At 65.7% G+C, this 14,298-nt stretch carries 2 protein-coding genes; both read right to left on the bottom strand.

The genetic code is table 11. The features are described 5' to 3' along the window. On the bottom strand, nucleotides 1-6,374 hold a 6,374-nt coding region (locus ACO6VD_RS22600), incomplete at its 3' end, for an amino acid adenylation domain-containing protein (protein ID WP_422422230.1). Next, nucleotides 6,374-14,272, bottom strand: a complete 7,899-nt coding sequence (locus ACO6VD_RS22595; protein WP_422422229.1) for an amino acid adenylation domain-containing protein — start codon at nucleotides 14,270-14,272, stop codon at nucleotides 6,374-6,376. The genes ACO6VD_RS22595 and ACO6VD_RS22600, both read right to left, overlap by 1 nt. Nucleotides 14,273-14,298: the final 26 nt, after the last annotated feature.

The raw sequence follows: 14,298 nt of genomic DNA, 5'->3' as shown, positions 1-14,298 counted from the left end.
ATGCCGGCCTGACGGGCGCGGCTGACCACCTGGATGGAGATGATCGAATCACCGCCGAGTTCGAAGAAGTTGTCGGCCAGACCGACTCGTTCGATCTTCAGCACATCCTGCCAGATCACCGCGATCTGTTGTTCCAGCGCATTGCGTGGCGCCACATAGGCTTTCTGTACGCGGCTGGCGTCCGGCTTGGGCAGCGCCTTGCGCTCCAGCTTGCCGTTCGGGCTCAACGGCATCTGCTCGATGAACAGCAACTGCGCCGGCACCATGTAGTCCGGCAATGCCTGGCGCAGCGGCTCGCGGATGGTTTCGCGCAAGGCTTCCTGAGCGTCCAGCGCCCAGTCGCGGGGCACCACGTAGGCCACCAGGGCACCGTCGATGGCCAGGACCACGGCCTCGCGCACGCTGTCCTGCTCCATCAGCCGCGCTTCGATCTCGCCCAGCTCGATGCGCAGGCCACGGATCTTCACCTGATGGTCGATGCGCCCACGGTAGTCGATGACCCCGTCCGCGCGCTGGCTGGCCAGGTCGCCGGTGCGGTACAAGCGCTCGCCGTCACCGAACGGGCTGGTGACGAAGCGCTCGGCGGTCAGCGCCGGGCGACGGTGGTAACCGCGCGCTAAACCGATGCCGCCCAGGTACAGCTCGCCGACCACACCCACCGGCACCGGCTGCAGCTCGGCGTCGAGCACGTAGGTCTGCAGGTTGGCGATCGGCTGGCCGATTGGCACGCTGTCGCGGCCTTCGTCGCGGCAGGTCCAGTGGGTGACGTCGATGGCCGCTTCGGTCGGGCCATAGAGGTTGTGCAGGCCAGCGCCGGGCAGCTTGGCCAGCACCTGGGTCTGGGCCTCCACCGGCAGTGCCTCGCCGCTGCAGATGATGCGGCGCAGGCCGGTGCAGCTGGCGACCTGCTCGTCGAGCAGGAACATCTGCAGCATCGACGGCACGAAGTGCAAGGTGGTGACCTGGTGGGCATGAATCAGCTCGACCAGGCGCCGCGGATCACGGTGATCGCCGGGACCGGCCATGGCCAGGCGGGCGCCGGTCATCAGCGGCCAGAAGAACTCCCAGACCGACACGTCGAAGCTGAACGGCGTTTTTTGCAGCACCGTGTCGCCGGCGCCCAGGCCGTAGGCCTGCTGCATCCAGCACAGGCGGTTGGTGAGGGCTGTGTGGCGGTTGCCAGCGCCCTTGGGTTTGCCAGTGGAGCCGGAGGTGTAGATGACGTAGGCCAGGTGCTCGGGGGCGACTTCGACCGCAGGGGGTTGTACCGAAAAGCCTTCCAGCGACAGGCTATCCAGGTTCAGCTTCGGCAGGCTTTGCGGGCACGGCAAGCGCAGGTGCGACTGGGTCAGCAGCAAGGCGATGCGGCTGTCCTCGATCATGTAGGCCAGGCGTTCCTCGGGGTATTCCGGGTCCAGCGGCACATAGGCGCCGCCGGCCTTGAGGATCGCCAGCAGGCCGATGACCATCTCCAGGCTGCGCTCTACGGCGATGCCGACCAGCACTTCGGGGCCGACGCCCAGGGCGATCAACTGGTGGGCCAGCTGGTTGGCGCGCTGGTCCAGTTCGCGGTAGCTCAACTGCTCTTCACCCATGCATAGCGCCGGGGCGTCCGGGGTGGCGCGCACTTGCTGTTCGATCAGCTGGTGCACCGGAGTGTCCAGCGGATACTGCGCGGCCGTGGCGTTCCACTGTTCGATGCTCTGCGCCTGCTCCTCGGCATCGAGCAGTGGCAGTTCGGCGATCTTTTCCTGCGGGTTGCGGACGATGCCTTGCAGCAGATTGAGCCAGTGCCGGGCCATGCGTTCGATGCTGTTGTGCTCGAACAGGTCGCTGGCGTAGATCAGCGCGGCGGACAGCGCCTGGCCCGAGTCCTGGGTCTCCAGGGTCAGGTCCAGCTGGGCAGTGCCCGCATCCCACTCCAGCGCTTCCACCGTCAGCCCCGGCAAGGCCAGGGAGGCGGTCTGGCGGGTGGCGCTCTGGTGGTTGTACATCGCCTGGAACAGCGGGTTGTGGCTCAGGCTGCGTTCCGGTTGCAGCGCCTCGACCAGTTGCTCGAAGGGCAGCTCCTGGTGTTGCTGGGCACCGAGCGCCGCTTCCTTGGCCTGTTGCAGCAAATCGAGGAAGGACCCTTGTGGGGTGATGTCGGCCTTGAGCACTTGAGTGTTGACGAAGAAGCCGATCAGCCGCTCGGTTTCCAGGCGGTCGCGGTTGGCGATCGGCACGCCGATGCGGATGTCATCCTGACCGCTGTAGCGGTGCAGCAGGGTCTGGAACGAGGCCAGCAGCAACATGAACAGCGTGACATCCTGCGCCTGGGCCAGCTGCCGCAGTTGGCGGCTCAGGCTGTCATCCAGCTGCATGCCGACCCGGCCGCCGCGGGCGCTCAGGGTCGCCGGACGAGGATGGTCGGCAGGCAGTTCGAGTACACCTTTGGCGCCGGCCAGTTGGGTTTTCCAGTATGCCAACTGGCGCTCGCGCTCACCTGCCTCCATCCACTGCCGTTGCCAGATGGCGTAGTCGGCGTACTGGACCGTCAGCGTCGGCAGGTCGGCCACCTGGCCTTGGCTGCAGGCGCGGTAGTGCTGCACCAGCTCTTCGACCATGATCTGCATCGACCAGGCATCGGAGACGATGTGGTGCTGCACCAGCAGTAGCACATGCTCCTCTTCACCAACCTGCAGCAGATTGACCCGCAGCAGCGGTCCCACGCGCAAGTCAAAGGGACGCTGAACCTGGGTCAGCACGTAGTCGCGGATCTGCTGATCTCGATCGCTGTCGGCCAGCAGTGACTCCACCACCAGGCTTAGCGGCTGGGGCTCGGCGATGTGTTGCAGGGCACGGCCATCGGTTTCGACGAAGGTGGTGCGCAGGCTTTCATGGCGGGCCAGCACGCGATTGAACGCGGTTTCCAGGGCGGTGCGATCAAGTCGCCCGCGCAGCTTCAACGCCGCCGGAATGTGGTAGGCCGCACTCTGCGGCTGTAATTGCCAGAGGAACCACTGGCGCTCCTGGGCATAGGACAAGGGCAATGGCTGGCTGCGGTCGACTCGGCTCAGCGCAGGCTGTTCGCTGAGTGCGGTGTGCCCGAGGGCCAGGCTCAAGGCTTCGAGGGAGTTGTGCTCGAACAGGGTACGCAGCGCGACATCGATGCCCAGCTGCTGGCGGATGCGTGAGCGGACCTGGGTCGCCAGCAAGGAATGGCCGCCGAGTTCGAAAAAGTTGTCGGCCAGGCCTACCTGCTCAACGTGCAGCACTTCCTGCCAGATGGCGGCCAGCTGTTGCTCCAGCGCACTGCGCGGTGCCACATAGGTGCTCTGCGCCTGGCTGGCATCCGGCGCGGGCAGGGCCTTGCGGTCGAGCTTGCCGTTGGTGGTCAGCGGCAGGCTGTCGAGCAGCAGCACATGGGCCGGGACCATGTAGTCGGGCAGCGAGGCCTTGAGCCGCGCCTTGAGCTGGGCGATCTGTGGACGGGCGCCTGCGGGCACCACATAGGCCACCAGTTGCGCACCGGTGGGGCTGTTCTGGGCCAGGACCACGGCATCGCGGATGCCTTCAAGGGCCTGCAGGCGGGTCTCGATTTCACCCAGCTCGATGCGGAAACCGCGGATTTTCACCTGGTGGTCGATGCGGCCGATGTACTCGATCACCCCGTCGGCAGCAAAGCGTGCCAGATCGCCGGTGCGGTACAGGCGGCTGCCATCGTTGTCGAACGGGTTGGGAATGAAACGGGTGGCGCTGAGGTCGGCGCGGTTCAGGTAGCCACGGGCGAGCCCCGCGCGGCCGACGTAGAGTTCACCGATGCAGTTGTGCGGCACCGGGTTGAGCTGGGCGTCGAGCAGGTACCAGGACAGGTCCGGGATCGGCTCGCCGATGGGGCTTACCGTGGCCTGCTCAAGGTCGGCCAGCGACAGCGGCCGGTAGGTGACGTGCACGGTGGTTTCGGTGATCCCGTACATATTGATCAGGCGTGGCGCCTGGTCACCGAAACGCTGGAACCACGGCGCCAGGCTGCCGACGTCGAGGGCTTCGCCGCCGAACACCACGTGGCGCAGGCGGTTGTGGCGTTCGGTGTTTTGCGCGGCGCAGGCCACATGCATCAGTTGGCGGAACGCCGATGGCGTCTGGTTGAGCACCGTGACGCCTTCGTCGCAGAGCAGGGCGTAGAAGTCTTCCGGGGAGCGCGTGGTGTCCTGCGGCACGATGAGCAGGCGGCCGCCCTTGAGCAGGGCACCGAAAACCTCCCACACCGAGAAATCGAAGGCATAGGAGTGGAACAGGCTCCAGACATCGCTGTGGTCGAAGCCGAACCAGTCTTCAGTGGCGTGGAACAGGCGCAGCACGTTGCGGTGCGGCAGCAGCGTGCCTTTGGGCCGGCCGGTGGAGCCGGAGGTGTAAATGACGTAGGCGAGGTTGTCGGGGTGCAGGGCAACGTCGGGGTTGTGCTCGGGCTGGTTTGCCGGGGCCGCGTCGAGGGCGCAGGTGGGCAGTCCGGCAGGCAGCGGCAGGCGCTGGAGCACGGCGGGCTGGCCGAGCAACAGGGCGATGCGGCTGTCGTCGATCATGTAGGCCAGGCGGTCATCGGGGTACTGCGGGTCGAGGGGCACATACGCGCCACCGGCCTTGAGGATGGCGAGGATACCGACGAGCATGTCGAACGAGCGCTCGCAGGCCAGGCCCACCAGACGGTCGGGGCCGACGCCCTGGGCGATCAGGTGATGGGCCAGGCGGTTGGCGCGGCGGTTGAGCTGGTCGTAGCTCAGGTGCTGGCCTTCGAAGCTCAGGGCAATGGCCTCGGGGCGCAGGGCGGCCTGCTGCTCGATCAGCTGGTGCAGGCAGTGCTCGACTGCAAAGCTGCGCGGTGCCGGGTTCCATTGGGCCAGGGTGGCGTGCTGCTGGTCCTGGCTGAGCAGGGTCAGCTCACCCAGACGCTGGCGCGGGTTCTCGGCGATGGCGCGCAGCAGGTTCAACCAGTGACTGGCGAGCAGGCGCGCATCCTGTTCGTCGAACAGGTCGGTGGCATAGATGAACGAAGCCGACAGGCCTTGTGCGGATTCGTAGGTGTTGAGCGCCAGGTCGAACTGCGCGGTCTGGTTGGCCCACTCGATGGCCTCGACCGCCAGTCCCTGAACCTGGCCCTGTGTCGCATCGGCATTCACCGGCTCGGCGCTGAGGTGGTTGTAGACCACCTGGAACAACGGATTGTGGCTCATGCTGCGTTCAGGCTGCAGGGCATCGACCAGTTGCTCGAACGGCAGGTCCTGATGAGCCTGGGCGCCGAGCGCGCGTTGCTTGACCTGCTGCAGAAACTCGCTGAAGGGCAGCTCGCCGTGCAGTTGCGCACGCAGCACCTGGGTGTTGACGAAGAAGCCGATCAGCCCTTCGGTTTCCACCCGGTTGCGGTTGGCAATCGGCACGCCGACACGGATATCGTCCTGGCCGCTGCAGCGGTGCAGCAGGGCCTGGAACGAGGCCAGCATAAGCATGAACAGGGTCACCCCTTGCTGCTTGGCCAGGGCCTTGAGCGCCTGGGCCAATTGAGCATCCAGCTCGACCTTAAGCAGCGCACCGCGATCGCTGCGCACCGGCGGGCGCGGGCGGCTGGCGGGCAGTTGCAGCACCGGGTGTTCGTCACCGAGCTGTTCGGTCCAGTAGGCCAGTTGTTCCTCGCGTCCTCCGGCTTCCATCCAGTGGCGTTGCCACAGGGCGTAGTCAGCGTACTGGATCGGCAAGGCCGGCAGCGTGCGGGACTGGCCAGCACTGTGCTGGCTATAACCGGCTACCAGCTCGCGGACCATCACCTGCATCGACCAGGCATCGGAGACGATATGGTGCTGGACCAGCAGCAACACGTGGTCGTCGGCACCCAGGCGTAGAAGCTGAACCCGCAGCAGCGGGCCGTTGTGCAGGTCGAAAGGCCGGGCGATCTGTTCGGCAATAAACGCCTGCAGACGCTCATCCGCCTCCGAGTCGCCGGCGGGCAGGGCCAGGTGTTCAATGGCGATGCAGCCTTCAGGATCGATCAGTTGCAGGCGTTGACCCTGCTCCTCGACGAAACGCGTACGCAGGCTTTCATGACGGGCCACCAGGGCATCGAAACTGGCCTGCAGCGCCGCGACATCCAGCGCGCCGCGCAAGCGCAGGGCAGTGGGCAGGTTGTAGGCGCTACTGTCGGGATCCAGGCCCCACAAGAACCACTGGCGCTCCTGGGCGAAAGACAGCGGAATCCGTTCGAAGGCGTCGCGGGTCGCCGGGATCGGCAGGCGGGCGATGTTCACGCCCTTGCTGACCATCTGTTGGTAGAGCGTGGTGCGCTGGGCTGTTGGCAACTTGATAAAGCGTTCGATCAAGTCGGACAGGGCTTTGCTTTGCATCATTGAGTCTCCAGCACATCGAGCAGATCGAACAGATCAGTCAATTCGTTTTCAGTGGTGTGCGCCGCCGGGGCCGGAAGGCGCCGGGCGAAGTCCTCGAGGCTGGCGCTTTCGAACAGCGCCGCCAGCGGCGCCTCGATCGCCAGTTCCAGGTGGATGCGCGAGGTGACCTGAGTGGCCAGCAACGAGTTGCCGCCCAGAGCGAAGAAGTTGTCGTCGAGGCCCACGTGCGCGGTCTTCAGCACGGTCTGCCAGATCGTCGCCACGGCCTGCTGCAGGTCGCTTTGCGGCGCGCGGAAGACCTGCTCCGGGCCGTGGGTTTCAAGGCGTGCCAGGGCTTTGCGGTCGAGCTTGCCGTTGGCGTTGCGCGGCATCTGCTCCAGCACCTGGTACAGGCTCGGGTTCATGTACACCGGCAGGCGCCGCTTGAGGAACGCACGCAGGTCGTCGAGGCCGCCGCTGTCGGCGCGCGCCTCGGCTTCGAGGGTGAGGAAGGCCACCAGCTGTTTGCCCAGGGCATGTTCGACCACCAGCACCGCTGCCTCGCGGATTCCGGCGAACTGGCTGATCTGCGCCTCGATTTCGCCCAGCTCGATACGGAAACCATTGACCTTGACCTGCTGGTCGACCCGGCCCAGGTATTCCAGGGCGCCGTCTTCCTTGCGCCGACGGGCCAGGTCGCCGGTCTTGTACAGGCGTTCGCCCGGTTGCAGGGCGAAGGGGTTGGGCACGAACACGCTGACGGTCTTGCCCGGATCGGCGCAGTAACCACGACCGACCCCGACACCGGCAATGCAGATCTCGCCAACCGCGCCTTCAGGTACCGGGCACAGGTAGTCGTCGAGCAGGTACAGGCGGTTGTTGTCGGTCGGGTAACCGATGGGGATATAGGTGCGCCGGGTCGAGGCCTCATCGATCTGATAGAAGGCCACGTCATCGGAGCATTCGGCCGGACCGTAGGCGTTTACCAGCGGGATGCCCGGGTAGCGCTGCAGCCAGGCTGCGGCGGTTTCGGCCGGCAGCGCCTCGCCGGTCGGCAGCAGCCAGCGCAGGTCGGCCAGGGCGCTGTGCTGTTCTTCCAGCAGGGCCTGGATCAGTGCCGGGACAATTTCCAGGATGGTCACGCGTTGCTGCTGGATTTCCTCCAGCAGGCGCGCCGGGTGCTTGGACACTGCATCGGGAATGATGCGCACCTGGGCGCCGCACAGCAGCGCGGTGAGGAACTGCCAGACCGAGATGTCGAACGACTGCGAAGCGGTCTGGGCAATGATGTCGTGGCTGTCCAGGTTCAGGTACGGCACCTTGCTCAACTGGTTGTTGAGCATGCCGGCTTGCTCGACCATCACGCCCTTGGGCAGGCCGGTGGAGCCGGAGGTGAAGATCACGTAGGCCAGGCTGTTCGGCGCGCTGAAGATACCCGGACGGTTTTCGCTGTAGTCGCCGGCCAGCAGGTCTTCCCAGACCAGCAGTTGCACCGGCTGCGCCAGGCCCGCCAGCAGCGCGCGGGCACGCTCCAGGTAGCGGGCGCTGCAGATCAGCGCCGGGGTGCGGCTGGCGGCGAGGATGTTGGCGATGCGCTCATCCGGGTGGCTTGGGTCCAGCGGCAGGTAACCGGCACCGGCCTTGAAGGCACCGACGATGGTTGCCAGCAGTTCCAGACTGCGCTCGGCCAGCAAGGCTACCGGCTGGTCCTGACGCACACCGTGGGCGAGCAGGGCATGGCCGACGCGGTTGGCGTGGCGGTCCAGCTCTGCGTAGCTCCAGGCGTGCTCTTGGCAACTGGCGGCGGGCTGCTCACCATGCTGGTCGACCTGCGCTTCGAACAGCTCGATGAACGAACGGTCCAGGGCATGGGCGATTTCGGTCTGGTTGTGCTGCAGGATCCACTCGCGCTGCTCGCCGCTTTCCACTTGCGCGACTTGCTCAAGCGGTGCCTGCAACTGCTCGGGCAGGGCCACCAGCAGTTGCTGGAACTGCGCCAGCAGCGCGTCCATGGTTGCCCGGTCGAAATAGCGGGTGTCGTAGGACAGATGCAGGCCGAGCTGTTCGCCGGGGTAGACCACCACGGTGATCGGGTAGTTGGTGTGGGTACGCGACGACTCGGAGATCACCCCCATGTCCTGCGCATCGAGGCCGACCGAGGTGGCCATCGGCGCGTTCTCGAACACGAACAGGCTATCGAACAGCTGCTGGCCCTTTTGCAGCTCGCTGCAGGCCTGGATGTTGACCAGCGGCAGGTAGTCGTATTCGCGCAGCGAGACATTGGTTTCGAGGATGCCGTGCAGCCAGTCCAGGGTGCGCGTGCGCAGGTCCGGGGACGGCAGTTTGATCCGCAGCGGTACGCTGTTGATGAACAGCCCGACTGTGTCCTGCATTTCCGGAATATGCGCCGGGCGCCCGGAAACCGTGACGCCGAAAACGATGTCGCGCGAGCGGCTGTGGTGGTGCAGGGTCAGGGCCCAGGCGGCCTGAACGAAGGTGTTGACGGTCAGGCGTTGCTGGTTGGCCGCTTCCAGCAAGCGTGCGCTCTGCTCGCTGCTCAGCCAGGTGTAGTTGTCGTCGATCACCGAGTGCGCCGCGCCGCTGACTTGCGGGCGATCTGTCGGCAATGGCGTGGCTTGCTCCAGCCCTTCAAGCTGCGCCTGCCAGAAACGTTGTGCGGCCAGCGGGTCCTGCTGCTGCAGCCACTCGATGAAGTTGCGGAAGCGATACGGCGTTGCCAGCTGGCTTGGGCGACCTTCGCGCGCCGAGTGGTAGATTTCGAAGAAGTCCGCCATCAACAGCGAGCGGCACCAGGCATCGATCAGGATGTGGTGGTTGCTCATGACAAAGCGGTGGGTCTGGTCGGCCAGTTTGATCAGCTTGAAACGGATCGGCGGCGCCTTGGCCAGGTCGAAACCGGCCTCGCGCTCTTCACGCAGCAACTCGATGATCCGCGGCTCGGCCTGCGCCAGCGACAGGTCGCTGAGGTCGAGCAGTTCGACCTTGACCTGCGGTGCGCGGTGGATCACCTGCAGCAGCTCGCCACCGGTGTTCCACAGGAACGAAGCGCGGATCGCCTCGTAGCGCTGCACCACTTGCTGCCAGGCGCTGTCGAACAGGGCGTAGTCGATGGCTTCGCGAATGGTGTAGCACTCTTGCATGAAGTAGATGCCCGAGTGCTGCTCCAGCAGGGTATGCACCAGCAGGCCTTCCTGCATCGGTGACAGCGGAAAGATATCGTCGATAGTGCGCACCGGGATCGGCAGAGTGTCGAGCTGCTGCTGAGTGAGCGTGGCCAGAGGGAAGTCCGAAGGCGTCAGGCCCAGATGCTCGCCGCTGCTGCAATGCTCGATCAGTTGCTCCAGTTCTTCGCGGCAGTACTGCGCGAGTTGTTCGATCTGGGTGTCGCTGAACATGTCGTGGCTGAAGGTCCAGGCCATGTTCAGGCGGTTGTCGTAGACCTGGCTGTTGAGGGTCAGCCAGTTGCCCAACGGTGTATCGGGGCTTTTCTCTTCGCCGACCGGGTCGCCGCTGGGGGCGAACAGCGCGCCGTTGTCGCCATCGAAGCTGCCGTCGAACTGGCCCAGGTAGTTGAAGGTGATGCGTGGCTGGGCCAAGGCCTGCAGTTGCTCACGGATCGCCGTATCGCCCAGGTAGCGCAGGGCGCCATAGCCGATGCCTTTATCGGGTACTGCACGCAGTTGCTCTTTGATGGTCTTGATCGAGTTATCCAGCTCAGTCTGCGGCGTCAGGCGCACCGGGTAGAGGCTGGTGAACCAGCCGACGCTGCGGGTCAGATCGATGTCGTCGAACAGCTCTTCACGGCCGTGACTTTCCAGCTGCACCAGCACTTCAGGCTGGCCACTCCAGCGCTGCACGCCGCGCGCCAGGGCGGTCAGCAGCAAGTCGTTGATCTGTGTCCGGTAGGCTGCCGGTGCGCTCTGCAGCAACTGGCGGGTATGGGCCTGGCTCAGTTGCACGCCAACCGTGGCAGCATGGCGACCGAGCAGGCTGCCGTCGGTATTGGCGCCCGGCAAGTCGCCGTCCACGCCCTGCAATTGGTTCAGCCAGTACTGCAGTTCGGCTTCGACGGCAGTGCTGCGGGCATGCTCGCCCAGACGCTCGGCCCATGATTTGAAGGCGCTGGTCTTGGCCATCAGCTTCGGTGTCTGGCCGGAATGCAGCTGCTGGTAGACCTGCTGCAGGTCCTCGAAGAGGATGCGCCAGGACACGCCATCGACCACCAGGTGGTGGATTACCAGCAACAGGCGCTGGCTGCCGTCGGCAAGCGTCATCAGCACCGCGCGCAGCAACGGCCCGCGGCTCAGGTCGAGGCTACGCTGGGCCTCGTTGCTGACGGCCTCCATCGCCCGTTGATCGGCCACCGTGCGTTGCCACAGCAACGGCTCGTCGTCAGCCAGCGGCGCATGCACGGCGTGCCAGCCGTTGTCGTCCTGATTAAAACGCAGGCGCAGCGCGTCGTGGTGCTCGACCAGTACGGCCAGGGCGCGGCGCAGGGTGTCCGGCTGCAGGGCGTTGTCCGGCTTGAGCATCACCGACTGGTTCCATTGCTGGCGCCGGTCGATGGCGCTGGCAAAGAAGGCTTGCTGGATCGGCAGCAAGGGCGACTCGCCATGCACCGGACCTTGCTCGACCTGCACCGTACTCTCGCCCCATTGCGCGACCTGGGCCAGGCCCTGGATGGTCTGGTGTTTGAACAGGTCCTTGGGGGTGAAGCGGATACCGGCCTGGCGGGCGCGGCTGACCACCTGGATGGACAGGATCGAATCGCCGCCCAGTTCGAAGAAGTTGTCGTTGACGCCGATCTGTTCGAGCTTGAGCACGTCCTGCCAGATTGTGCTGATGTGCTGCTCCAGGGCATCGCGCGGTGCCTGATAGGCGCGCAGGCCGTGGCTGCTGTCGAGGGCGGGCAGGGCGCGGCGGTCGAGTTTGCCGTTGGGGGTCAGCGGGAGGGTGTCGAGGAACAGGTAATGGGTCGGTACCATGTAGTCCGGCAGGCATTGCAGCAGGGCCTGGCGCAGCGATTCGCGCAGGCTGGCAGCGGCGTGGTCGTCCAGTGCCTGGGTGGCGGCGAGGTAGGCCACCAGCTGTGCGCCATTGGCGCTCGGCTGGGCGAGGACTGTGGCCTCGGCGACAGCGGGTTGTTGCAGCAGGCGTGCCTCGATCTCGCCCAGTTCGATACGCAGGCCGCGTATCTTGACCTGGTGATCGATGCGGCTCAGGTAATCCAGGCTGCCGTCGGCGCGGCGGCGGACCAGATCGCCGCTGCGGTACAGGCGTTCGCCGTTGGCGGCGAAGGGATCGGGCACGAAGCGTTCGGCGGTCAGCCCCGGGCGCTGGTGGTAGCCGCGGGCCAGGCCGGCGCCGCCGATGTACAGTTCGCCGGCGCTACCTTGCGGGCAGGGTTGCATGTGCGCGTCGAGTACGTGCACGCGGACGTTGTCGATCGGCAGGCCTATAGGGGCAATGGCGCTGTCGGTTGGGCCGGTGATGGTCTGGTAGCAGGTGTCGATGGTCGCTTCGGTGGGGCCATAGAGGTTGACGATGCGCCCACGCCACAGCGACTGCAACTGCGCCACCAGTGCCGCACCGAGGGCTTCGCCGCCGAGCAGGACCAGGCGCAGGCTGGCCAGTTGTTCGGCGTCGGCCTGGCTCAGCAGGGCCTGCAGCAGCGACGGGGCCATCTGCAGCACGCTGATACCTTCGGCGGCGATCTCCTGCCAGAGCAGCGACAGGTCCTGGCTCAGGGCCGGGCTGGCCAGCAATAGCTGGGCGCCGTTCTGCAGCGGCAGCCAGAACTCCCACACCGAAGCGTCGAAGCTGATCGCGGTTTTCTGCAGTACCCGGTCCTCGGCCTGCAGGTTCAGGGCTTGCTGCATCCACGCCATGTGGTTGGCCAGCGCGCCATGACGCACCTGGACGCCCTTGGGCTGGCCGGTGGAGCCGGAGGTGTAGATCATGTAGGCCAGGTGGTCCGGGTCGACGGCCACCTGTGGTGCGGTCTCGGGATAGTCCTGCAGGGCCGCGTTCAGGTCGTACAGTTGCATGGCCTGGACACCGGCCGGCAGCGCAAAGCTGTGCTCCTGACCGGGTTGCAGCAGGACCAGGGCGATGCCGCTGTCCTGCATCATGTAGGTGAGGCGCTCGGGCGGGTAGTTCGGGTCGAGCGGCAGGTAGGCACCACCGGCCTTGAGGATCGCCAGCAAGCTGACCACCAGCTCGACGCTGCGCTCCAGGGCCACGCCGACAAACACATCGGGGCCGACACCACACTTGATCAGGCGATGGGCGAGGCGGTTGGCCTGACGCTCCAGCTCGGCGTAGCTGAGGCTGTGACCGGCGCAGGCCACGGCCAGGCGCTCGGGCGTGCTGGCCGCTTGCGCGGCGACTTGCAGGTGCACCGCGGGCAGGTCGGGGCGGGATATCTGGGTGTGATTGCCACAGGCAAGCAGCGCCTGCTGCTCATTAGCGTCAAGCATGGCCAGTTCGCCCAGGGCTCGCTGTGGTTGTGCCAGCAGGTCGTCGAGCAGGTTTTGCCAATGACGGGCCAGGCGCTCGATGCTGGTGGCCGCGAATAGGGTGCTGTCGTATTCGAAGCTGGCGTCGATGCTGCGCGGGCTGTAGGCGATGTCCAGGGACAGGTCGAATTTGGCTTCCTGCTGACCCAGCGGCAGAAAGTCCAGGGCCAGATTGGCGAAACGCATCGGTCCTTGTTCAGCACCGCCGACACGCCAGTTGAACAGCGTCTGGAACAGCGGGTTAGCCTGGGTGCTGCGCTGTAATTTCAGGTCTTCGAGAATCAGCTCGACGGGGTAGTCGGCATGCTCCAGCGCCGCCAGCGACTGCTCGCGCAGGGCGTGCAAAAAGCTCAGCGCCGGCTGGCTGCCATCGAGCCGCGCGCGGTAGATCTGACTGCTGACGAAGTAGCCCACCAGTTCCTGGGTCTGGGCCTGGTTGCGGCTGGCGTTGGGTACGCCGACGGTGAAGTCGTGCTGGTTGCTGTAACGACCCAGCAGCAGTTGCCAGGTGCCGAGCATGACCACGAACGGGGTCAGGCCGTGGGCCTGGCAGAAACTGTTGAGGCGCGCTACCAGCGGTGCCGGCAGGCTCGCGGCAAAGGTGCCGGCAAGCGCAACGCGATCCTCGGTGCGCGGTTGGTCCAGTGGCAGCTCGAGCGGCACGATTTCGTCGCCAAGGTACTCGCGCCAATAGCGCGCGGCCTTGGTGTGCTGGGGCGTGGCGGGGTAGTCCTGGCGCTGCCAGCGGGCGTAGTCGGCATACTGGATGGCCGGGCGCGGCAGGGCCTGACTGTGGCCTTGCAAAGCGGTCTGGTAGGTGCTGGCCAGGTCGCGCATGAGGATCGGATTGGACCAGGCGTCGGAGACGATATGGTGCATGTTCAGTAGCAGCACGTGACGGTCGTCGGCCAGGCGAATCAAGCTGGCGCGGATCAGCGGCGCAGAGGTCAGGTCGAATGGTTTTCCTGCTTCGGCTTGCAGCTGTTGCTGCAGTTGGGCGTCGCGTTCAGTTGCGTTCAACGCCGAAAGGTCCTGACGTTGCAGCGCCAGACGTGCGTGCGGCACCAGCACCTGCAGGGGCTGGCCGTCGATCTCTTCGAAACGCGTCCTGAGAATGTCGTGGCGCTGGATCACCTGCTGCAGCGCGGCCTCTAGCGCATCGGCCGCCAGCTCGCCTTCCAGTACCAGGGCGCGGGGCAGATTGTAGGCAGAGCTGAGTGGCGCGAACTGCTGCACAAACCACAGGCGTTGCTGGGCGAAGGACAAGGGTTGCGGCTGATGGTCGGTGCTGGCTGCGATGGCGTCCGGGGCACCTGCCTCGTCGGCCATGAGCAAGGCCAGCAGGTCATCTTCGGGAAGGGAATGCTCTGGGTTCATCATCGATCTCGTCGCCGTCGGCAGAG

Origin of the sequence: Pseudomonas sp. GZD-222, from assembly GCF_049310525.1 — a bacterium.
Lineage (GTDB): Bacteria > Pseudomonadota > Gammaproteobacteria > Pseudomonadales > Pseudomonadaceae > Aquipseudomonas.
The sequence above is the reverse complement of the archived record's forward strand: the minus strand, read 5'-3'. Positions and strand labels throughout refer to the sequence as shown.

Bases quoted from the DNA above. Each gene is read 5' to 3' on its own strand.
- ACO6VD_RS22595 (WP_422422229.1), bottom strand. From the start codon at position 14,272: ATGAACCCAGAGCATTCCCTTCCCGAAGATGACCTGCTGGCCTTGCTC.